Genomic DNA, 21,956 nt, shown 5'->3' on the forward strand with positions numbered 1-21,956 from the left:
AGGAGTTAGCCATGCTCGTTCAACGTCTCTTCGCTGCGGTGTTGCTGCTGGCCTGTGCCGGCCTGGCACTGATGGCCTGGCCGTATCAGGCGGCCTTTTCCTATGAACCCGTGGGCCCGCGGGCCTTCCCTTTGCTGATGCTCGGCCTGATGGGGCTGGCCCTGCTGTACATGCTGTTTCGCCCGACACCCATCAAGCACAGCGAAGATGAACCGCCCCTGGACCGGGAAACCCTGACCAAGATCACGATCTGCGTGACCTTGCTGCTGGTGTTCGCCGGAACCTTCGAACCCCTGGGTTTCATCGTCGCCAGTGTCCTCATCGGCGTACCCATGGCACGGCTCTACGGCGGCCGCTGGCTGCCTAGCCTGGTGATCATCAGCCTGCTCAGTGTCGGCCTCTACTGGTTGTTCGACCGGGTCATGGACGTACCACTGCCCCTCGGCCTGCTCGACGTTCTGGAGAATTGATATGGATACCCTCAGTTATCTGGGCCAGGGCTTCGGCGTTGCACTGACCCCCTACAACCTGGTCACCGCCCTGTCCGGCACCCTGATCGGCACCGTGGTCGGCCTGCTCCCGGGCCTGGGCCCGATCAATGGCGTGGCCCTGTTGATCCCCATTGCCTTCGCCCTGGGCCTGCCGCCGGAGTCGGCGCTGATCCTGTTGGCGGCGGTGTACCTGGGTTGCGAATACGGCGGCCGCATCAGTTCGATCCTGCTGAACATTCCGGGCGAAGCCTCCACCGTGATGACCACCCTGGACGGTTACCCCATGGCCCGCAAAGGCCTGGCGGGCGTGGCCCTGTCACTCTCGGCCTGGAGCTCGTTCATCGGCGCCTTCATCGCCACCTGCGGCATGGTGCTGTTCGCCCCGCTGCTGGCCAAGTGGGCGATCGCCTTCGGCCCGGCGGAGTACTTCGTGCTGATGGTGTTCGCCATCGTCTGCCTGGGCGGCATGGCCGGCGATCGGCCGCTAAAGACCTTCATTGCGGCGCTGATCGGCCTGTTCCTGTCGGCGGTGGGCATCGACGCCAACAGCGGCGTGTACCGCTTCACCGGGGACAACATCCACCTCACCGACGGCATCCAGTTCGTGGTGCTGGTGCTGGGCCTGTTCTCTATCAGCGAGATTCTGTTGCTGCTGGAGAAGACCCATCGCGGCCAGGAAGCGGTGAAAGCCACCGGACGCATGATGTTCAACTTCAAGGAAGCGGCCTCGGTGTTCGTGGTGAACATCCGCTGCGGCCTGCTGGGCTTCATCATGGGCGTACTGCCCGGTGCCGGCGCGACCCTGGCCAGCGCCGTGGCCTACATGACCGAGAAACGCATCGCCGGCGCCAGCGGCACCTTCGGCGAAGGCGACAAGCGCGGCCTGGCCGCCCCGGAAACCGCCATCGGCGCCTCAGCCTGCGGTGCCCTGGTGCCGATGCTGACCCTCGGCGTTCCCGGCTCCGGCACCACGGCGGTGATGATCGGCGCCCTGTCGCTGTACAACATCACGCCCGGCCCACTGCTGTTTCAGCAGCAGCCGGACATTGTCTGGGGCCTGATCGCCTCGCTGTTCGTCGCCAACATCATGCTGGTGATCCTCAACATCCCGATGATCCGCCTCTTCACCCGCATCCTCGCCGTGCCGAACTGGGCCCTGGTGCCGGTGATCGCGATCATTACCGGGATTGGCGTCTACGCGGTGCACGCCACCACCTTCGACCTGTTCCTGATGGTGGGTATCGGCATCTTCGGCTACATCCTGCGCAAGCTGGACTTCCCGCTGTCGCCAGTGCTGCTGGGCTTCATCCTCGGCGGCTTGATGGAGCAGAACCTGCGCCGGGCGCTGTCGATCTCCAATGGCGCGATGGAGATCCTCTGGTCGAGCCCGATCACGGTCGGGGTCTGGGTGTTGACCCTCCTCATGCTGTTCATGCCGCTGCTGCGCATCTGGCGCAAGCGTTCGGCCCAGCAACGTGCCGTGGCCGATGTCTGAAGCCCGCTTCAGACAATGGTGGGGCACGCCCCTGGTGGGCCTGGCTGGCGGTTATCTCGCCAGCCAGATCGGCTGGCCATTGCCCTGGATGGTCGGCTCGTTGCTGGCGATCATCCTGGTGCGCTGCCTGACGCCCTGGCAATTGGCGGAAATCCCCGGCGGCCGTAAATGCGGGCAATGGGTGGTCGGCATCGGCATTGGCCTGCACTTCACGCCGCAGGTGATGGAACAGGTCATGAGCCACTTTGGCCTGATCTTCTTCGGCGCCCTGGTCACCAGCCTGTCCAGCGTGGTCGGGGTGTGGTTGCTGCGGCGCACCGGAGAGGACCGGGCCACCGCGTTTTTCTCCAGCATGCCCGGCGGCTCCGGGGAGATGGTCAATCTCGGCGCGCGCAATGGAGCGGTGCTCAGCCGCGTGGCGGCTGGGCAGAGCCTGCGGGTGCTGGCCGTGGTGCTCTGTGTTCCAGCGGCCTTCAAATATCTGCTGGGGGAAGGCACCCCCGCCCTGCATGCCACCAGCGTGGACTGGCAGTGGCTGGCCCTGCTGTTTCCCGCGGGCGCGCTGCTGGCCTGGATCTGGCAGCGTCTGCACCAACCCAACCCCTGGCTGTTCGGCCCCTTGCTGCTCAGCGCTACGGTGAGCATCGCCTGGGACCTGCACATCGGCCTGCCCGAGGGCGGCAGTCAGGTGGGCCAATGGCTGATCGGCAGCGGCCTGGGCTGTCACTTCAATCGGCAGTTCTTCCGCCGGGCGCCGTCGTTCATGGGACGGACCTTGATCGGCACCGCCCTGAGCATGCTGATCGCCGGCCTTGCGGCCCTGGGCCTGAGTGTGTTGACCCACTTGGATCTACGTTCGCTGACATTGGGCATGATGCCCGGCGGTATCGCGGAAATGAGCCTGACGGCCGAGACCCTGCAACTGTCGGTGCCACTGGTGACCGCCATGCAGGTGATGAGGTTGTTGTTCGTACTGTTTCTCGCCGAGCCCCTGTTCCGCCACTGGAACAAAGGCCCCCTGTAGCCGCTGCCGCGGGCGGCGACAAGGTTCACAGCCTTCACCGCCGCGTCCCTACGGGCCGTTCGCAGCCTGCGGCAGCGGCTACAGAAATGCCTTGGTTCAAGTCGCAGGTGGTTTTGCCACCAAGCAGCCCCCCATCGAGCAATAGTTACAACGGCGGCAAGCGCCACTCGATGGGCGTCTCGCCATTCTGCTCAAGGTATTTGTTGGTGCGACTGAAATGCCCGCAACCGAGGAAGCCGCGGTAGGCCGACAGCGGTGAAGGATGCACTGAGGTCAGTACCAGATGCTTGGTGGCATCGATCAGTTTCTGCTTGCTCTGGGCGTGGGCACCCCACAACAGGAACACCAGGTGCGGCTGGTGCTCGCTGACCACTTCGATGATCCGATCGGTAAAAAACTGCCAGCCCTTGCCCGCATGGGATGCCGCGTTGGCCCGCTCCACGGTCATGGTGGTGTTGAGCATCAGCACGCCCTGGTCGGCCCAGCTTTGCAGGTAGCCGTGGTTGGGAATGTCGATGTTGAGGTCACGCTTGAGCTCTTTATAGATGTTCACCAGCGAGGGCGGCGCGGGCACCCCGGGCTGTACCGAGAAGCACAAGCCATGGGCCTGGCCCGGTCCGTGGTACGGGTCCTGGCCGAGGATCACCACCTTGACCTTGTCCAGCGGCGTTGAGTTCAAGGCATTGAAGATCATCGGACCCGGCGGATAGATTTCCTTGCCGGCGGCATGTTCCTGGCGCAGGAATTCGCGAAGTTCGCTCATGTAGGGCTGCTCGAATTCGGCACGCAGCGCTTCCTTCCAGCTCGGTTCGAGTTTGATACGATCGTCAGCAGTCATGGCCATGCCCGTGAAAAAAACAATGGCCGCACCCTAGGAAAGCCGACTTCGCTTGTCAATTGATCTGACACGGAACCTGCACTTTCCCTACCAGCGATCATACTGAGCGCTTCTATTTCCCCTCGAGGTCACGATGAACCTGCACGTCGAAGAACTCACCGGCACCGATGGCGCACGCATCGCCATTGCCACCCTGGACGCGGAAAAATCCCTGAATGCCCTGTCGCTGCCCATGATCCAGCAGTTGAGCGAGCGTCTCGATGCTTGGGCCAAGGACCCGCAAGTGGTCTGTGTGCTGCTGCGGGGTAACGGCGCCAAGTCTTTCTGTGCCGGCGGCGAGGTACGCAGCCTGGCCCAGGCTTGCCTCGATCACCCCGGCGAAGTACCGGCCTTGGCCGGGCATTTCTTTGCCGCGGAATACCGTCTCGACTATCGCTTGCACACCTATCCCAAACCCTTGATCTGCTGGGGCCACGGTTATGTGCTGGGCGGTGGCATGGGTCTGCTGCAAGGTGCCGGGATCCGTATCGTCACCCCCAGCAGTCGCCTGGCAATGCCGGAAATCAGCATCGGCCTGTATCCCGACGTCGGCGCCAGCTGGTTCCTCTCGCGCATGCCCGGCAAACTCGGCTTGTTCCTGGGGTTGACCGGCGCCCACATGAATGGCCGCGATGCCCTGGACCTGAACCTCGCCGACCGCTTCCTGCTGGACGAACAACAGGAAGCACTGATCGAGGGGCTGTTGCAGTTGAACTGGCAGGAACAGACGCCAAGGCAACTCAACAGCTTGCTCAAGGCCTTGCAGCAGGAAGCCTCGGCTCAACTGCCCGAAGCCCAATGGCTGCCGCGTCGGCAGCAGATCGACACCTGGCTGGACGTCAGTGACGTGGCCTGTGCCTGGCGTGCCATCAGCCAGTTGCAGAACCACAGCGATGCCCTCTACAGCCGAGCGGCCAAGACGCTGGTCGAGGGCTGCCCGCTGACCGCGCACCTGGTATGGGAGCAGATCCACCGTGCTCGCTACCTGTCCCTGGCCGAGGTATTCCAGATGGAATACACCCTGAGCCTGAACTGCTGCCGGCACCCGGAATTCGCCGAAGGGGTGCGTGCCCGCCTGATCGACAAGGATCATCAGCCCCATTGGCATTGGTCGGATATCAACAGCGTGCCCGAGGCGGTGGTGCAAGCGCATTTCCACAAGGCCTGGGAAGGCCGTCATCCCCTGGCGGACCTGACGGATTACTAAAAAGCCTGCAGCCGCCGACAGCGGCTACAGGCTTTTGGCCCACTCGGGATCAATGGCCGCGACCGCCTCGCCCATGGTCGCCCCGGTCACGATCGCCTCGGCCACGATCACCACGTCCGCCGTGACCGCCCCATTCCCGATGGCCACCGTTGTTGCCCCAATTGTTGTTGCCCCAGTTACTGTGGCGATCGTGCCCGCCCCAGCCCTGGTTCGGATACGGCCGGTACACCGCCCGGGGTGGCTGGTAGTAGCGCGGAGCCGGTTGGTAGTAACGCGGAGCCGACTGGTAATAACGGGGTGCCGGCTGGTAGTAACGCGGTGCGTAGTAACTGCGGCCAGTGGAGTAATAGGAAGAACCACCACCGTAGTAATAGGCCGGCGAGGGAGAACTGTAGACTTCGGAGCTGTAATAGCTTGAACCTCCACCGTAATAAGGGACGCACGCGCTAAGACTCAGACCCAGTAATGCAACAAGCAGAAGTCGACGATACATGGCGGCCTCCTGGACCGCGAAGAAGCCACACCAGCGACGCTGGCAGGCGGCAGTCGACAACAGGCCGACTGACGAAATATCTGACCGCGAAAACCCCTTCTGGTGCGATTTTGGCAACACGTTGATACAAGTCCTTCGACCGCCGGTAACCGCCCTGTCAGGACGCCTCGGAGTCGCATTTCCGGCGCCGGAAAAACACCATGCCGCGTATCGATTCCGAGACAACTCAGTGTGCTGATGAACGAGTTATTTGCGCGCCGTGCCACTAGAATGCGTCATCGGGCCACTATCACGGAATTGCCATGCCGCTTCGTTCTCCCTTGTATTCGCAACGTTCGCTGGTACTGGTCCTGATCACCTTGCTGGGCAGCGGCTTCCTCGCCACTTCCCTGCTCAGCTACTACGCCTCCCGGGACTCGATCCGCGACAGCATCGTCAACACCGAGCTGCCCCTGACCTCCGACACCGTGTACTCGGAAATCCAGAAGGACCTGGTACGGCCGGTCCTGATCTCCTCGATGATGGCCCGCGACACCTTCATGCGTGACTGGGTGGTAGCCGGCGAACGCGACCCTACCCAGATGACCCGTTACCTCAACGAGGTCATGACCCACTATGGCGCCTACACCGCCTTCTTCGTCTCCAACACCAGCCTCACCTACTACCAGGCCAAGGGCGTGCTGAAGCAGGTCAAGGTCGATGAGCCCCGGGACGCCTGGTACTTTCGCGTACGCGATATGGCCACGCCCTATGAAATCAACGTCGACCCGGACCTGGCCAACCAGGACAAACTGACCTTCTTCATCAACTACAAGGTCTACGACTATCAGGAGCGCTTCATCGGTGCGGCCGGAGTGGGCTTGACGGTGGACGCGGTGATCAAGCTGATCGACAAGTACCAGCAGCGCTACCAGCGCAGTGTGTACTTCGTCGACACCTTCGGCCGCATCGTCCTTACCGGCGCCGACGGTGGGCCCCAGGGCGCCCGCAGCGGCCAGTCCCTGCATGACCTGGACAGCCTCAAGGAACTCATGACCCAACTGCCCAAGCCCCACAGCGGCAGCTACGAATACTCGACCCAGGGCCAGGGGCACTTTCTCAATGTGCGTTTCATTCCCGAACTGAACTGGTACCTGTTCGTCGACAAGCGCGAAGACGGCGCCCTCAACAGCATCCGTCAGTCGCTGTACCTGAACCTGCTGATCTGCCTGGTGGTCACCAGCATCGTGCTGATCCTGCTCAGCGGCGTGGTGCGTCGCTACCGGCGCAAGATCGAGGCCCAGGCCACCCTCGACAGCCTCACCCGCCTGCCCAATCGTCGCGGCTTCGATCTGCTGGCAGCCCAGGCTCTGCAGGAAGCGCGGCGGGACATGACGCCACTGTGCGCCCTGCTGCTGGACCTGGATCACTTCAAGCGCCTCAACGACACCTACGGCCATCTGGCCGGGGACCTGGTGCTCAGCGGTTTTGCCCGTGACCTGCAGGACTGCCTGCGCCAGTCCGACATCGTCTGCCGCTGGGGCGGCGAGGAGTTCATTGTCCTGCTCAAGGACACCCAGAGCAGCGCCGCCCTGGTCATTGCCGAGAAGATCCGCCAGCAGACTGAACAACAGCGCTACTACTATGAAGGGCAGCCTCTGCAACTGACCGTCAGTATCGGCTTGACCGCTCTGCAATCGGCAGACACCCTGCACAGCCTGCTGTCCCGTGCTGACCATGCGATGTACCGCGCCAAGCAGAGCGGACGCAATCGAACCTGTGTGGAAATGCCCCACTCCAGCCATGAATGAACCTGACCTTTGCCCGGCCTGCGGTGCCCGCAACGACTGCACCCTGGCCGACCCGCGTACTGCGGACCAAGCCTGCTGGTGCTACAACGTGAGCATCGACCCGGCAATCATCGAAGCCTTGCCGCCACAGCTGCGCGACCGCTCCTGCCTGTGCCCCCGTTGTGCCGGGGTCGAAGCGCAGTTGCGCGCCGGCACCTTGCCACGCTCCTGAACCTCCTCACCTTGCCCCCAACCGCCGATCACCATGCGCATTGACCGTTTCCTCAGCAACCTGCCCCGCTTCAACCGTCAGCAGGTGCGCCTGCTGCTGGTGCAACGCCGCATCCGCATCGACGGGCAGCCGGTCAGCGACCCCAAGGCCGAGGTCCGTGAGTTCAGTCGCGTGGAACTGGATGAGGAAGTGCTCCAGGTCGGCAAGCCGGCGCGTTATTTCATGCTGCACAAGCCCATGGGCTGTGTCAGCGCCACCCGCGACCCGGAACACAGGACCGTGCTGGAGCTGATCCACGAGCCGGATCCCCAGGACCTGCACATCGCCGGGCGCCTGGATTACAACACCACCGGGTTGATGCTGATCACCAACGACGGCAGCTGGTCGCGACGCTTGACCCAGCCGCAGACCAAGCTGCCCAAGCTCTACTACGTGGAAACCGAGCAGGAGATTGGCCCCGAGTACATCGAGACCTTCGCCCAGGGTCTGTATTTCGCCTTCGAGGACCTCACCACCCTGCCCGCGCAATTGCAGATCCTCGGCCCCCATAGCGCCAGGCTGAGCATCGTCGAGGGGCGCTATCACCAGGTCAAACGGATGTTCGGCCACTTCAACAACAAGGTGGTGCGCCTGCACCGCGAACGCATGGGGCCACTGGTACTGGATGAATGCCTTGCCCCAGGCCAATACCGCCCCCTCAGCGCAGACGAAATCCGCCTGATCTGACGCCGCGTCCCGCTGAATGACCGCTGGGCAGAAGCTGTCGAACAATTTGCCCAACGCACTTGCAGGTTCCCGGTTGCCCTGCTTGAATCAGTCCGTCGGCCGAAATGTGACCGATGAGTCACCCATACACATCTAAGAAACCTTTTGCCGGCCTGAGCCCTGCCTGCTCTGCATTCAACCCGGTAAATCGCCCGCCTATAACAATACCCGTCGACCTGCATTACCGGATCGACATGGGCTCCGATTCCAGGCGTATGCCTACCTGTCACATTGCCCGTGCACACTCAATGTTGCGCGCATACCCGCTTGCCAGGAGTCTTATGACATGAGGCCAGAAATCGCTGTGCTGGATATACAGGGTCAGTATCGGGTTTACACGGAGTTCTATCGCGCAGATGCCGCAGACAAGACCATCATTCTGGTCAACGGCTCGATGGCCACCACTGCGTCCTTTGCCCAGACCGTGAAGAATCTGTACCCGCAGTTCAACGTGGTGCTCTACGACCAGCCCTACGCGGGCCGGTCCAAGGCCCACAACAAGCACGAACGGATGCTCACCAAGGAAGTGGAAGGGCAGATCCTGCTGGAGTTGATCGAGCACTTCGCCGCCGAGCATGTGCTGTCGTTCTCGTGGGGCGGCGCCGCGGCCTTGCAGGCCTTGTCCCAACGTCCTCGACGCATCGAGAAGGCGGTGATCAGCTCGTTCTCGCCGGTGCTCAACGAACCCATGCGCGACTACCTGGAGCGCGGTGTCGACTACCTCGGCAGCCTCGACCGCCATCGCGTCGGCCACCTGGTCAACGACACCATCGGCAAACACCTGCCATCACTGTTCAAGCGCTTCAACTATCGCCATGTCAGCAGCCTGGCGGAGCATGAGTACGGGCAGATGCACTTCCACATCAGCCATGTGCTCAACGGCGATCGCCAGTGCTACTTGCGGGCGGCGAAGAACATCCAGGTGCCGGTGCTGTTTCTCAACGGTGAGTGGGACGAGTACACCTCAGCCAACGACGCCAAGCTGTTCGCCGACCATGTACAGCACGCGAGCTTCAGCACCATCCAGGCCACCGGGCATTTTCTCGACATGGAACACAAGGCGGCCTGCCGCGACAGTCGCCAGGCACTCCTGGGCTTCCTCAAGCCAGCCCAGTACGACAACCGCTCGCGTCCACACTATGTTCATGATCAGCATGCACGGGCCATCTGAAACCCCGTCGCCACAGGCCGTCACCCCGCCTTGAAAAAACCTGTTTTTCCTGGCGGGTGAGGCACCTGTGGCGACCTCAACCGACACGCAAGCACAAGTCAGATAAAGAAAAACTTCAAATCCCCGGCCACTTCTGGTACAAAGTCAGCCGTTCGAGCGGGTGTCGTATAATGGCATTACTCCAGCTTCCCAAGCTGATAACGAGGGTTCGATTCCCTTCACCCGCTCCACTTCCCCAATCTGCGGGCTCCCGCAGATATCTGTAGAAGCTTCTCAGGTCGTTGATTCAAACGATCTCCTCCCCTCCCAGCAGCAAACCTAGCGAACCAAGCCCAAGCCTCGTGCAGATCATTGGAGCGCCGCTGTTTCAACATCGACCTGTGCCAACGGCCCATCAGCCGGGTGCGTGGCACAACTGATCGGGATTGGCCAAAAAAGCGGCATAGTCATCCGCAACGACGCAGGTTCGACCCGTCTCATGGGACCACAGCACCACGACCGGCTCACCGGCGTCGCCCAGTACCGCGTAATCGAAGCAGTAATAGTCGCCCGTCCCAAATTGAGCGAACGGCAGCAGGCTGGAGCAGTCGAGCGCGATGCCGGAGAAAGTGTCTTGCCAAGCCCGCCAGCCTTGCTCGAAATGGCGGACTATTGACTCCCAGGTCTTGCGGGGATCACGCGCATCAAAGACAGGAAACACTTCCACCCCCCCCCAGCGCCTTGCCGTTGTGCTCCAGCAGCCAGTCCACGAATGACCCGGGCAAGGTTCGCCCCAATGCCGTCTCGGCAGCATGAATGGCCTCTATTGTCGTGCCTATCACTCGCGCTTTGCCCAAGGTGCCTCGCTTAGGGTACAGACCCGGGTTCGGGGGATTCGGTTGGCCCTTACAGACAATCACCCACCGCTATCGGTTGGCTTGGTGTCGATGACGACGCTGATCGCTTGAGGCGTGGCGCACGATAATGCATAACCCACACTGAGTGAAAATCGCCGTGACCGGGTCAGAGGAAAAACCTCAGCCGCGTCTTTTGCATCATCCGCCCGACATCACGGCTGCACACGAACCTCAAGGAAACGCTGCATGACCCAGAATATTTACGACGATCCGACCTTTTTCCAGGGCTACAGCCAGATGGGCCGCTCCCTCGGCGGCCTCGATGCGGCACCGGAATGGCCAGCCCTGCAAGCTCTGCTGCCCACCATGAACGGTCTCAAGGTGGTGGACCTGGGCTGCGGTTATGGCTGGTTCAGCCGCTGGGCCAGCGAACAGGGGGCCCGACAGGTACTGGGCCTGGACGTTTCGCAAAAGATGCTGGCGACCGCCCGCGCCAGCACCTCGGCGCCCAACATCGATTATCAGCGGGCCGATCTGGAACACCTGAGCCTGCCCGCCTGCAGCTTCGATCTGGCCTACAGCTCCCTGGCCCTGCACTACATCAAGGACTTGCGCGGGCTGTTCACCCAGGTCCATGCCGCCCTGGTACCCGGGGCACGCCTGGTGTTCTCCATCGAGCACCCGATCTTCATGGCCCCGCGCAACCCGGGTTGGCAGGTGGATGACCAGGGCCGCAAATCCTGGCCGCTGGACAGCTACCAGCAAGAAGGCGAACGAGTGACCCATTGGCTGGCGGAGGGCGTGATCAAGCAGCACCGGACCCTGGGCACTCTGCTCAACACCCTGATCGACACAGGGTTCAGCATTCGCCATGTCGAGGAGTGGGGACCGAGCGCCCAGCAAGTGCTGGAGCAACCGGCTCTGGAAGAAGAGCGCGAGCGACCGATGATGTTGCTGGTGGCCGCCCAGCGCTGAGGCGGCCGCCGTTGCGCGGCCACCTCGGCAGGCTTGCCCTGCCTGCTAGAAACCCTGCTGCAACGGAAAACGCCGGGCCCCGCTGTGAGCGAGGAATTTTTCCTGGGCCATGGGCCGGGCCAGGAAATAGCCCTGGGCTTCGTCGCAGCCAAAGGCCCGTAGCATCTGCAGGCATTTGAAACTCTCGATGCCCTCGGCCACGGTGCGATAGCCCAGCTCCCTGGCCAGGGCAATGACCGAACGGGTGATCTTCTGGTGCTGGGCGCTGCTCTCAAGGTCCGTGACCATGGATTTGTCGAGCTTCACCACATTGGCGGGAATCTGATGCAGGTAGGCGAAGTTGCTGTAGCCGGTACCGAAATCATCGATGGCCACGTCCATGCCCAGGCCGCGTATCTTGCTCAACTGATCCAGCACCTTGGGGTTGGAGCGCAGCCAGGCACCTTCAGTGATCTCCACCTCCAGGCGCCGGGGATCGATGCGGTGACGCTGGCAGGCCTCCCTGAGGACATCGGCAATGTCCTGGTCCTCGAAATCCTGGGGGGACAGGTTGATCGACAGGCGCTGTACATCGCTGGAACTCCAGCTGTGCAGCCTGTCCAGCACCGCGTTGATCACCCAATGGGTCACCCGGTGGATCAGGGCGTTGCGCTCCATGACCGGAATGAATTCCGCCGGGGAAATCGGTCCCAGCCAAGGGTGATCCCAGCGGATCAGCGCCTCGGCGCTGACCTGGGCACCATCGGGCAGGGCGAAGCGCGGCTGGAACATCAGGTAGATCTGCCCACTGTCGAGGGCTTCGCTGATGTCCGACGCCAGATTGAAGGCACGTCGATAGGCCTGGTCCCGCACCACGTCATAGGGCGCCCAGGTGCTGCGCTTCAAGGTCGCCAGCTCCAGGGCGAACATGGCTTTGCGCAGCACGTCCGGCACCGCGTCGCGGTCCGTGGAGAACTCCACGGTGCCCGCACATACCCCGGGAATCATCGGCAACTCAAGGCCCGGCGGCTGGCGCCGCAAACGCCGAACCAGCCCTTCGAGAAAACGTTCGATGCCCGGCGCTGCCGGTAGCAGAAAGCCAAAACGCTTGACCGAGACGTGATACACCCGGACATGCCGCCCCAGGTAGGTGAGCAGTTGCTGGGCCAGGAAGCGCACGATGATTTCAAACGGAGCCATGCCCATGGCCAGGGTCAGCTCGTGAGCCACGGTCATGTCCACCGCATCCACCAGCACCAGCACGCGCTTTTCACCAGGATGCTGTTCCGCCAGGTCGTACAGATCGCTCTGGAATTGCTCCCGATTGGGCAGGCTGCTGACCGGATCGCGACGGGTCTGGCGCTGACGGTGCTCGATCTGCTCCATCACCAGGCACGCCAGGTCCCGCAGTTGCTGGCGCTCGACGGCATTCAAACGCTGGGGCTGTTTATCGATGACGCACAAACTGCCGATGGCATGGCCGGTGGATGTGATCAGCGGCGCGCCAGCATAAAAGCCGATGCACGGATCTTCGGTGACCAGGGGATTGGCATGAAAGCGCACATCCCGGCGGGCGTTTTCCACTTCAAACACATCGCCGGACTTGATGGTGTAGGCACAGAACGATTGATCGATGGGGGTCTGCTCGGCGACGAAGCCCACCCGCGACATGAACCACTGGCGATCCCGATCCACCAGAGTGATCAAGGCCGTGGGTACCTTGAAGTACTGCGCCGCCAGACGACAAATACGATCAAAACGCTCACAACGGGCCGTGTCCAGCAGTTCCAGGGCATACAGAGCAGCCAGGCGCTGCTCCTCGACCAACGCCTTATCGGGCATACCGCGCCTCAGGCAGGATCAACACACTCATCAGAAAACCTATCTCAGCAGCGCAGGGGGAAAACACCACCTGGAAACGGGTTGAGCCCAAAATGGTGGCATTACGACATCCATCGACAGCATGACGCAGTGACTAGTGCTTGCCAATTCCATCCGTCGGACGAACGGTATTGCCCGAAACAATACATAGCAACCTTGAAAAGACCGTTCCAGAGCGCTAGCGCCCCATGACAAAGAGACCTTGCCGGCCATTGCGTCCTGCTCGAGCCCCTCTCTGCAAACCCTGGCAGATCGGCAGGCGCATACCTTGCGAAGACAAAAAAAGCGATCCGCAGATCGCTTTCTTTGCTATTGCATCATCAGGCCAGTTCCAGAGTCCCGACCTTCTTGCCCCCTTGTCACTACCCTGCTCCTGCCGGGCGTCCGAATCTTTTAACAGCCTGCGACTGTCTGCTGGCTGAACCTGCCGGCGGCAAGCGTGACAATTCATGACAGGCCCTTGCCAAGCATGAGCAAAGCCGGAACCATGCGCCGCCCTGCCCATGGATGGAGCCGTACCATGAAAAAACTCGTATTCCTGCTATTCCTCGGCCTGCTGGTGGTGCTCAACGTCGGCTACTACACCGAGCTGGAAGAAGCCGAGACCCACACCCGCTGGTTTATCAAGCAGTCCCCGACGCTGCGCCTGGAGTTCTTCAATATCCACGCCAATGACGGCGACTACCGGCGCGTGGAAAAGCTCACGCCCGAGTACCGGCAGATGATCATCGACTACTGCAAGTACCGTTTGGGCATCGATACCCAGGTCACCACCCAGGCCGACGTGGAACGTTGCGCCAAGCTCTGACCCCTCTCCTCCAGCACGCCCCCCCGTGCCTTTGGTACTCGTCTCATGGCAACCGGGCCAGCCCCCGGCTAGGGTCGCTACAACTCTCCTGCCCCTGGGGAGCCCTGCGCCCCTCCTTGGTCCAGGGGTGCTATGGTGGTCGGCTGCCCTGCGCGCCAGGGCTCATTGGAGGAGTGCGACGCTGAACGCCTGGTCGTGAAGCTTGAGGAGGTCACTGAATAGATATGTGCAACGCCAAAGATATTTACACCGCGGGTTGGATTCTGGTGGTCATGTCCGGACTGGTGTCCCTGGTGATCCAGGTCTACCTGGGCTATTTCAAGATCGATGACATGGTCAAATACCTGGCCCGTTGCCGGGTCGTCGCCATTCGCATGCCACTGCTGGGCAAAGACCCTCTCAGCCGTCTGTGCATGCTGGTGTGCATCGGCGGAATGTTCGCCATGCCCCACCTCTTTCTGCGCAATGGCGGCTTGGATGTGCGCGACTACAAGAACTTCCCCCTGGGCCTGAAATGGCTGATCAATCTGTTCCAGCTGTCAGCCCTGGCCGCGCTTATCGCCTTCCTGGTGTTGTGGTGGGTCAGTCGTCACCTTTGACCGGCAACGGTCTTCATTGCGGGGCGCCACGCAACGGCGCCCCGTCTCCCCAGAGCCAGCAGCCCTTCAACCGGTCGCTGTCTGCTGATGAAAATCCTCACGGGTCATTTCGAAAAACCGGCTTGGCAGGCCTTCGAACTCGCCGTCGTGAGTGAAACGAAAACCCAGCTTGCGAGCCACCGCCAACGAGGCGCCATTGTCGATGTAAGCATCAGCGACAATCCGCTCGACCTCCGGGTCGGCAAAGGCGTGCTCGACAATGCGCCTGGCGGCCTCAGAGGCCACCCCCCGGCCCCAGGCCCGCCGCACCAGACGCCAGCCCATCTCCAGTTCCGGGCCCACGGCGTCGAAAGGAATGAACGAGACCCAGCCCAGTAAATCGTCCGGGGCCTCCTTGGCGAAGATCGCCCAATAACCGCATCGCTCACCAAAGTCCTGGGTCATACGCGACCGCAGGAAATCCCGATGCCATTGCCCACCGTCCCAGATCCCCGGAGTGAAGCGCGTGACTTCAGGGTCCAGGTCCATGCGCAAGCAGGCCTCGAAGTGTTCGAGCGTGCGTGGACGCAATATCAGGTTGGGGGTTTCGAAGTGCAGATTCATCCGTGATCTCCTGGGTTGATGGTCGACCATGAAACAGCGGCTGGCGGAAAAAGAAAACGGCCCGCCGCAAGAAAACACGTCGCTCCGCACAGCAAACCCGATCAAGCCCCCTCACTTCGTATACAGCCACGCATACACTTTTCGACACCATTGTTCAGAACTATCTGATTGAATGATAATAATTATCTAATGAGAATCGCTTCCAAATAAAACGGAGGCTCTATCTCAATGTCCAGTCCCGCCCGCCCACAACCCTGGAAGTTGTGGTCCACCTCTCTCGGTCTGATGGCCCTCAGCGAAGCCAGCCTGGGAGCCGCTGCTGAAGACGCCAAGCGTCACACCGAGGCGACACCTGTCACCCTGGCGCCAACCCATGTGCAAGGGGTGCATCAGCCCGGCTACAAGCGCGAGGCCTCGGATTCGGTGAAGTTCACCGCGCCCCTGCGGGAAACGCCGAAGTCAGTGACCATCATCACCGACACCCTGATGCAGGAACGTGCCGTGTCGACCCTGACCGATGCCTTGCGCACCACCCCGGGCATCACCTTCGGCGCCGGGGAAGGCGGAACGCCGCTGGGGGATCGCCCCTTCATCCGCGGCTTCGAGGCCAGCACCGACATCATGATCGACGGCATCCGCGACGTCGGCCGGATGAACCATGAAGTCTTCAACTACGAGCAGATCGAGATCGTCAAAGGCCCGGGTTCGGCCTACTCGGGACGCGGCTCCACCGGCGGCACCATCAACCTGATCAGCAAAGTACCGCAGCAGGAGAACTTCAGCGCCGGCAGCCTGACCCTGGGCACCGATCATCTGCGGCGCAGCACCCTCGACCTCAACCAGTACCTGCCCGAACAGAACATGGCCCTGCGCCTGAACGCCATGAAGCATGAAGCCGATACCCCCGGGCGCGATCATGTGCAAGTGTCGCGCTGGGGCGTGGCACCGAGCGTGACCTTCGGCCTGAACACCGACACCCGCGCCACCTTGAGCTACTACCACCTGCAGACCGACGACATGCCCGACCAGGGCATCCCGGTATCGGAAATCTCCGGCAAGCCGATCAAGGTCGACCGCGACAACTTCTATGGCTTCACCCAGCGCGACTTCCGCAAGACCTCGGCAGACCTTGCGACCTTGCAACTGGAACATGACTTCAACGACCACCTGACCCTGCGCAACACCACCCGCCAGGGCCGCAGCATGCAGGACTACGTCATGAGCCGGCCGATATCCACGGCGGCGCAGGAACAGGCGAACACCGTGCAACGTGCGGCTCGCGGGCGCAACGTGGTCAACGAATCGCTGATCAACCAGACCGACATCTTCGGCACATTCGACACCGGCTCCATCGGCCACAGCTACAGCGCGGGCCTGGAGTTCTCGCGCGAACGGATCGACGTCAAGAACCGTTATGCAAGCCCCAAGAACAGCAACCTGGGCGACCTCAATCACCCCAATCCCAAAGACCCATTCGCCCCGGTGCTACGAGACGACGGCCAGCACACCGTCACCCGACACAACAACCGCGCCGTCTATGTGATGGACACCCTCGCCCTGCACGAGCAATGGGACCTGAACCTGGGCCTGCGCTACGACGCCTATCACGTCAGGGACCCCAGCCAGAGCAACCGCAGCAATATGTGGACCTACCAAAGCGGCATCGTCTTCAAGCCCCTGCCCTACGGCAGCATCTACCTGTCCTACGGCACCTCGTTCAACCCTTCGGGCGAAACCGCCGGGCAGTCGGGCGGCGCCGATGGCGCAGCAGGCGGCCGGCTCAGCAACCTGGACCCGGAAAAGAGCCGCAGCCTCGAACTGGGCACCAAATGGGACCTGCTCAACGAGCGCCTGGCCCTGACCGCAGCCGTGTTCAAGACCGAGAAGACCAACGCCCGGACCTACGACCCGATCAGCAACGAAGTGACCCTGGATGGCGATGTCGAAGTGAAAGGTTTTGAAGTCGGGGCCACCGGTTACCTCACCGATCAATGGGAGGTGATGGCGGGCTACACCTACCTGGATGCCAAGACGGTCAAGTACGCCTCAGGCAGGAACACCGACTTCAACGGCAACCAGATGAAATTCATCGCCCCCAACAGCGCCTCGGTGTGGAGCACCTACATGCTCACCGACCGCCTGAAAGTCGGTGCCGGCGCCAACTATGTGGGCGAGCGCTACACCAACGATGAAAACACCCGCAGCCTCGATGCCTACTGGCGCTACGACGCCATGCTGGCCTATCGGGTGAACAAGAACCTGGACCTGCAGTTCAACGTGCTCAACCTCACCGACAAGACCTACTACGACGCGTCCCACGTTGGCTTGTTCGCCACCGTCGCGCCCGGGCGTTCCGCCGAGCTGGCGGCCAACCTGCGCTTCTGACATGACCCGCAGAACCCTGGGGGCGATGGAGATTCCATCGCCCCCAGGGCGTCATGGCAGCAAGGCCTGGATGTCGTTCCACAGTGCCCGGGGAACCTGCACCCCCTGCTCCAGGCTGCGCGCCCGGGCCTCAAAACGCCGCTGCGACGGCAACCGCGCGCCTTGCTGGGCAATGGCCGCGAACAACCCTTCCGCCCGCTCCAGCCCCTGCTGATAACCCTCGCCCAAAAACACCTGGGGATCGAACGCCAGCACCAGCTCGCCATGGCAAGGTGTCGCCCCCACGCCCTCGTCGAACGCCATGGATTCGGCGCTGGTCAGATCGCCAATCAAGGCGCCGGCTAGCAACTCGATCATCGCCGCCAGGGCCGACCCCTTGTGGCCGCCAAAGGTCTGCATGGCGCCCTGCAACGCCGCCCTGGCATCGGTGGTCGGTTGGCCCTGGGCATCTATGGCCCAATGGCTGGGAATCGGCGTGCCCTGGCGCGCATGCAGCTCGATATCGCCACGAGCGATGGCGCTGGTGGCGAAATCAAAAACAAAGGGGTGGCCCCCCGGACGCGGCCAGGCGAAGGCCAGGGGGTTGGTGCCGAACACCGGATGGCGGCCGCCGGCCGGGGCCACCCAGCTGTGACTGGGGTTCATCGCCAGGCCCACCAAGCCGCTGGCGGCAATCGCCTCGACCTCCGGCCACAGCGCAGAGAAGTGGAAACAGTGCTTGATCACCATGGCGGCGATCCCCTGGCTGCGAGCCTTTTGCGCCAGTAACGGCAAGCCGGTGTGAAAGCCCAGCAACGAGTAGCCGTAATGGGCATCGACCTCCAGCACCCCGGCGGAAATGTGCCGCACGCTGGGTTCGGCCTGTGGGTCGATCTTGCCCTCGCGTACCGAGCGCACGCAGCCCAGCAGGCGGTACACACCGTGGGAGTGGCACTCGTCACGCTGGCCCTGGGTGATGACCTCGGCGATCACCCGAGCATGTGCCTCGGACAGGCCGTGATGGGTAAGGACCCGATACGACTGGGCGCGGACTTCATCCAGTGACAGGGTGATGTATTCAGACATTCTGGAACCTCTATGGCTGGTGGGGAACGCTCCTGTGGGAGAGTCTTGGTGGATGGAGGGGGCAACAGGTACGGGCGAGGCGGCACGCTCCAGAAGGAGCGCCGTCTCGCCCCGGATCAACCGGAGAACTGACCGTCGAGCAGTTGCCGCACCTGCAACGGATTGGCGCGGTGCAGCTCGGCAGGCAACAGCGCCTCAGGCAGATCCTGGTAGGACACCGGACGCAGAAAGCGCTGGATCGCCAGGCTGCCCACCGAGGTGCTGCGGCTGTCGGAGGTGGCCGGGAACGGACCGCCATGAACCATGGCGTGGGCCACTTCGACCCCAGTGCCGAATCCGTTGACCAGCAGGCGTCCGGCCTTGCGCTCCAACAGCGGCAGCAGCGCGCAGACCTGGGGGTGATCGCCATCGCTCAGGTGCAGCGCAATGGTCAACTGGCCCTCCAGGCTCTGCAGCACCTGTTGCAAGGCGGCAAAGTCCGGGCACCTAACGATCAACGAGGCCGGGCCAAAGACCTCTTCCCGCAGTTGTGCGCAGCCCATGAAGGCCTCGGCCGAGGTGGCGAACAACGCGCCTCGGGCCTGAGTGCCCTGCCCCGCCAAGCCCTGGGCCAAGGTCTGCACCTGGGCATGGGCCGCCAGGGCGGCTACGCCCTGGCAGTAACTGCGGTGAATGCCTGGGGTAAGCATGGTCTGCGCTGCCTGTGTGGCTAGGGCAGCGGCGGCGGCGCTTTCAAAGCGCTGCAATGCCGAGCCTTCCAGGGCCAGGATCAAGCCCGGATTGGTACAGAACTGCCCGGCGCCCTGGGTCAGTGAGGCAACGAACGCCGGGGCAATCTGCTCCGCCCGCGCCTCCAGGGCTTGGGGCATCAACAGCACCGGATTGATGGAGCTCATCTCGGCATACACGGGAATCGGCTCAGGACGTAATGCGGCGATCTGCATCAGCGCGACCCCGCCCGTGCGCGAGCCGGTGAACCCCACTGCCTTGATCCGCGGGTCCGCCACCAGTCCCTGGCCAATGGCCCGGCCGCTGTCGAACAGCAGCGAAAACACCCCCTCGGGCAATCCCAGGCTCTGTGCGGCCCGGGCAATGGCCTGCCCCACCAACTCTGATGTACCGGGGTGCGCCGAGTGGGCCTTGACGATCACCGGACAACCCGCCGCCAGGGCCGAAGCGGTGTCGCCGCCGGCCACGGAAAACGCCAGGGGAAAGTTCGACGCGCCAAACACCGCCACCGGGCCCAGGCCGATATGCCGCAGGCGCAGCTCGACCCTGGGCAGAGGCTGACGCTCAGGTTGCGCCGGGTCGATCCTGACCCCGAGAAAACCGCCGTCACGGACTACCTGGGCAAACAGGCGCAATTGGCCGACGGTGCGCCCCCGCTCACCTTCCAGGCGAGCCCGGGGCAAGCCGGTTTCCAAGTGACAGCGCTCAATCAGCTCCTCGCCCAAGCCCAGAATATGGCTGGCAATGCTCTCCAGAAATGCCGCCCGCTGTGCAAGCGGTAACTGGCGATAAGGATCGAACGCCGCCTCCGCCAGGGCACAGGCGCGCTCAAGTTCAGCGGCCGAGGCGCCACCGAAAGCCGGTTGCAACACCTCGCCACTGGCGGCGGCCAGCCCATGAATCGAGCCCTGGCCGCCAAGCACGGCGGTGTGACCTATCAGCATCTGTCCAGTAACAGTCATGGATAACCTCGTCTGCATGAAAGTGGTCATTCCACCTCATCGCCGTCCAGCACCAGCTTGGCGCTGGGCACTCCGGTATTGGCGCCCCAGTAGTAGATGCACAGGGCCATGAGAGTGACGGTGAGGGTGTCGTAGGGATGAGTCAGGGCGCCGATGCCGCCGAAGCTGCCCAGGTAGGAAATGACAATGGTCAGCCCATAGAAGGCGATCAGCCACAGCGATGAGCGCACCTGCTCGCCCAGGCTCAGGTGGTCGGTGGGCACCAGGCGTTTGCACAGCAGGTAGATCACGAACATCAGGATCTGCAGCCCCAGCAGCCAGGACACCGTGCCCCAGCCGGACCAGTAGACGATCAATGCCGCGATCACGAACGACACCGGACCCAGCAGGGCAAAGGCGCTGACCCGGAACGGCCGCGCCAGCTGCGGTGCACTCTTGCGCAACGCCGCGACGCTGATGGGGGCCACCGCATAACTGAGCACCAGGGCCGCTGACACCACGTTGATCAGCGCCTCCCACGAGGGGAACGGCAGGGTCCAGAACACCGACAGCCCGAAGGTCAGCCACAGCGCCGGACGCGGGATGCCGGACTCTTCATCGATGCGAGTGAAAACCTTGAAGAAGGTCCCGGTCCGGGCCCAGCCGTAGACCACCCGCGGCGTGGCGTTCATGTAGATGTTGCCGCAGCCGCTGGGGGAGATCACCGCGTCGGCCACCACCAGATAGGCCAGCCAGCCGACCCCGAGGGTCAAGGCAATGTCGCGGTACGGCAGAGAAAACTCCTTGCTGATGCCGCTCCAACCGTTGGCCAGCATTTCCGTGGGAATGCTGCCCAGAAAGGCCAGTTGCAACAGGCCGTAGATCAAGGTCGAGAGCAGCACCGAGAGAATCAGCGCGATGGGAATGGTGCGCTGGGGATTACGCACTTCACTGGCCACGGAGATGATCGGCGTCAGCCCCAGGTAGGCGAAGATGATGCCCCCCGCCGAGACCGCCATCTCGATCCCCGACAGGCCGAACGGGGCAAAACCCTGGACATGGAAGTTGTCGGGCTTGAAGAAGGTGAACAGCACCGCGATCACCAGCAGCGGCACGATGAACTTGAACAGGCTGATGAAGTTGTTGGATTTGGCGAAGGTCTTGACGCTGTAGTAGTTGAGCCAGAAGAACAGGCACAACAGGGCAAACTGCACCAGCCAGCCGATGATGGTCGGGTTGCTGGAGCCTTCGTGGGTCAATGCCGGGAACCAGGCCGCGGCGTATTGCCGGGCCGCCACCACTTCAATCGCCACCAGGCTGGAAAAGGCGATCAGGGTGATGAAACCCATCAAGTAGCCCAGCAGCGGGCCATGGGAGAACACCGGGTAGCGCACCACCCCACCAGCCCGGGGCAGGGCGGCTCCCAGCTCGCAGTAAACGATGCCCAACAGCAGCACGGCGAACCCGCCCAGCAGCCAGGAAAAGATCCCCGCCGGCCCGGCAATCGCCGAAACGTGGCTGGCCGCGAACAGCCAGCCGGAACCGAAGATCGCACCCAGACCGATAAAGGTCAGGTCCACCAGAGAGAGTTGTTTCTTGAATTTGCCTTTGCCTGACATGGGGCTGCGCCT

At 62.6% G+C, this 21,956-nt stretch carries 20 protein-coding genes and 1 tRNA gene; 13 read left to right on the forward strand and 8 right to left on the reverse strand.

Features of this window, described 5'->3' with window-relative positions; genetic code table 11:
• Window positions 1–11 precede the first annotated feature (11 nt).
• From Q8O96_RS11100 to Q8O96_RS11110, 3 genes are read left to right on the forward strand one after another with little or no spacing between them, the layout of a single operon-like run.
• Window positions 12–470, forward strand: a complete 459-nt coding sequence (locus Q8O96_RS11100; RefSeq protein WP_102861590.1) for a tripartite tricarboxylate transporter TctB family protein — start codon at window positions 12–14, stop codon at window positions 468–470.
• Between the two features lies 1 nt (window position 471).
• The gene (locus tag Q8O96_RS11105; RefSeq protein ID WP_102861589.1) at window positions 472–1,986 is read left to right on the forward strand and encodes a tripartite tricarboxylate transporter permease; all 1,515 of its coding nucleotides are present in this window, start codon (window positions 472–474) and stop codon (window positions 1,984–1,986) included.
• The gene (locus tag Q8O96_RS11110) at window positions 1,979–3,010 is read left to right on the forward strand and encodes an AbrB family transcriptional regulator (protein ID WP_102861588.1); all 1,032 of its coding nucleotides are present in this window, start codon (window positions 1,979–1,981) and stop codon (window positions 3,008–3,010) included. Before Q8O96_RS11105 ends, Q8O96_RS11110 begins: the two co-directional genes overlap by 8 nt.
• 145 nt (window positions 3,011–3,155) lie before the next feature.
• Here the strand turns inward: Q8O96_RS11110 and ung are convergent, their stop codons facing one another.
• On the reverse strand, window positions 3,156–3,848 hold the full coding sequence (ung, locus tag Q8O96_RS11115) for a uracil-DNA glycosylase (RefSeq protein WP_102861587.1): 693 nt from the start codon (window positions 3,846–3,848) through the stop codon (window positions 3,156–3,158).
• Window positions 3,849–3,981: 133 nt separating this feature from the next.
• Here ung and Q8O96_RS11120 point away from each other — a divergent pair, with 133 nt between their 5' ends.
• A complete protein-coding gene (locus Q8O96_RS11120; RefSeq protein WP_305948794.1) occupies window positions 3,982–5,094 on the forward strand; it encodes an enoyl-CoA hydratase/isomerase family protein in 1,113 nt (370 codons plus the stop codon).
• Window positions 5,095–5,143: 49 nt separating this feature from the next.
• Here Q8O96_RS11120 and Q8O96_RS11125 read toward each other — a convergent pair whose 3' ends face one another.
• Window positions 5,144–5,587, reverse strand: a complete 444-nt coding sequence (locus Q8O96_RS11125; RefSeq protein WP_115581787.1) for a hypothetical protein — start codon at window positions 5,585–5,587, stop codon at window positions 5,144–5,146.
• A gap of 302 nt (window positions 5,588–5,889) precedes the next feature.
• Between Q8O96_RS11125 and Q8O96_RS11130 the strand changes: the two genes are divergently transcribed.
• From Q8O96_RS11130 to Q8O96_RS11150, 5 genes are all read left to right on the forward strand, one after another.
• Window positions 5,890–7,377, forward strand: a complete 1,488-nt coding sequence (locus tag Q8O96_RS11130; RefSeq protein WP_250329257.1) for a sensor domain-containing diguanylate cyclase — start codon at window positions 5,890–5,892, stop codon at window positions 7,375–7,377.
• On the forward strand, window positions 7,370–7,588 hold the full coding sequence (locus tag Q8O96_RS11135) for a cysteine-rich CWC family protein (protein WP_305948795.1): 219 nt from the start codon (window positions 7,370–7,372) through the stop codon (window positions 7,586–7,588). The genes Q8O96_RS11130 and Q8O96_RS11135 overlap by 8 nt, the downstream gene beginning before the upstream one ends.
• A 33-nt stretch (window positions 7,589–7,621) precedes the next feature.
• The gene (locus tag Q8O96_RS11140) at window positions 7,622–8,314 is read left to right on the forward strand and encodes a 16S rRNA pseudouridine(516) synthase (protein WP_102861582.1); all 693 of its coding nucleotides are present in this window, start codon (window positions 7,622–7,624) and stop codon (window positions 8,312–8,314) included.
• Window positions 8,315–8,639: 325 nt separating this feature from the next.
• Window positions 8,640–9,524, forward strand: a complete 885-nt coding sequence (locus Q8O96_RS11145) for an alpha/beta fold hydrolase (protein WP_102861581.1) — start codon at window positions 8,640–8,642, stop codon at window positions 9,522–9,524.
• Window positions 9,525–9,680: 156 nt separating this feature from the next.
• Window positions 9,681–9,754 (forward strand) — tRNA-Gly (locus tag Q8O96_RS11150).
• A gap of 164 nt (window positions 9,755–9,918) precedes the next feature.
• On the opposite strand, the gene Q8O96_RS11155 is transcribed toward Q8O96_RS11150, so the two are convergent.
• Complete coding sequence (locus Q8O96_RS11155) at window positions 9,919–10,230, reverse strand: SMI1/KNR4 family protein (protein WP_305948796.1); 312 nt, start codon at window positions 10,228–10,230, stop codon at window positions 9,919–9,921.
• A 376-nt stretch (window positions 10,231–10,606) separates the two neighbouring features.
• Between Q8O96_RS11155 and Q8O96_RS11160 the strand changes: the two genes are divergently transcribed.
• Window positions 10,607–11,335 (forward strand): class I SAM-dependent methyltransferase, encoded by a 729-nt coding sequence (locus Q8O96_RS11160; RefSeq protein ID WP_102861579.1) that lies wholly within the window; start codon window positions 10,607–10,609, stop codon window positions 11,333–11,335.
• A gap of 45 nt (window positions 11,336–11,380) precedes the next feature.
• On the opposite strand, the gene Q8O96_RS11165 is transcribed toward Q8O96_RS11160, so the two are convergent.
• A complete protein-coding gene (locus Q8O96_RS11165) occupies window positions 11,381–13,156 on the reverse strand; it encodes a sensor domain-containing phosphodiesterase (RefSeq protein ID WP_102861578.1) in 1,776 nt (591 codons plus the stop codon).
• A gap of 559 nt (window positions 13,157–13,715) precedes the next feature.
• On the opposite strand from Q8O96_RS11165, the gene Q8O96_RS11170 reads away from it, so the two are divergent.
• Complete coding sequence (locus tag Q8O96_RS11170; protein ID WP_115581784.1) at window positions 13,716–14,003, forward strand: hypothetical protein; 288 nt, start codon at window positions 13,716–13,718, stop codon at window positions 14,001–14,003.
• Window positions 14,004–14,227: 224 nt separating this feature from the next.
• The gene (locus Q8O96_RS11175; RefSeq protein ID WP_102861576.1) at window positions 14,228–14,602 is read left to right on the forward strand and encodes a hypothetical protein; all 375 of its coding nucleotides are present in this window, start codon (window positions 14,228–14,230) and stop codon (window positions 14,600–14,602) included.
• 66 nt (window positions 14,603–14,668) lie between these two features.
• On the opposite strand, the gene Q8O96_RS11180 is transcribed toward Q8O96_RS11175, so the two are convergent.
• The gene (locus Q8O96_RS11180; RefSeq protein WP_305948797.1) at window positions 14,669–15,205 is read right to left on the reverse strand and encodes a GNAT family N-acetyltransferase; all 537 of its coding nucleotides are present in this window, start codon (window positions 15,203–15,205) and stop codon (window positions 14,669–14,671) included.
• A 228-nt stretch (window positions 15,206–15,433) separates the two neighbouring features.
• Between Q8O96_RS11180 and Q8O96_RS11185 the strand changes: the two genes are divergently transcribed.
• Entirely contained in the window at window positions 15,434–17,590 is a 2,157-nt protein-coding gene (locus tag Q8O96_RS11185; protein WP_207167209.1) for a TonB-dependent siderophore receptor, read from the forward strand.
• A gap of 51 nt (window positions 17,591–17,641) precedes the next feature.
• On the opposite strand, the gene Q8O96_RS11190 is transcribed toward Q8O96_RS11185, so the two are convergent.
• The 3 genes from Q8O96_RS11190 to Q8O96_RS11200 form a co-directional block, all read right to left on the reverse strand.
• Entirely contained in the window at window positions 17,642–18,655 is a 1,014-nt protein-coding gene (locus Q8O96_RS11190) for an Ldh family oxidoreductase (protein WP_102861573.1), read from the reverse strand.
• Window positions 18,656–18,771: 116 nt separating this feature from the next.
• Window positions 18,772–20,346, reverse strand: coding sequence for an aldehyde dehydrogenase (NADP(+)) (locus Q8O96_RS11195; RefSeq protein ID WP_305948798.1), 1,575 nt, complete (start codon window positions 20,344–20,346; stop codon window positions 18,772–18,774).
• A gap of 26 nt (window positions 20,347–20,372) precedes the next feature.
• Window positions 20,373–21,944 carry an APC family permease gene (locus Q8O96_RS11200; RefSeq protein ID WP_102861571.1) on the reverse strand — a complete coding sequence of 524 codons (1,572 nt, stop codon included), beginning with the start codon at window positions 21,942–21,944 and terminating at the stop codon, window positions 20,373–20,375.
• Window positions 21,945–21,956: the final 12 nt, after the last annotated feature.

Source organism: Pseudomonas sp. LPH60, assembly GCF_030718165.1.
Taxonomy (GTDB): Bacteria; Pseudomonadota; Gammaproteobacteria; order Pseudomonadales; family Pseudomonadaceae; genus Aquipseudomonas; species Aquipseudomonas danubii.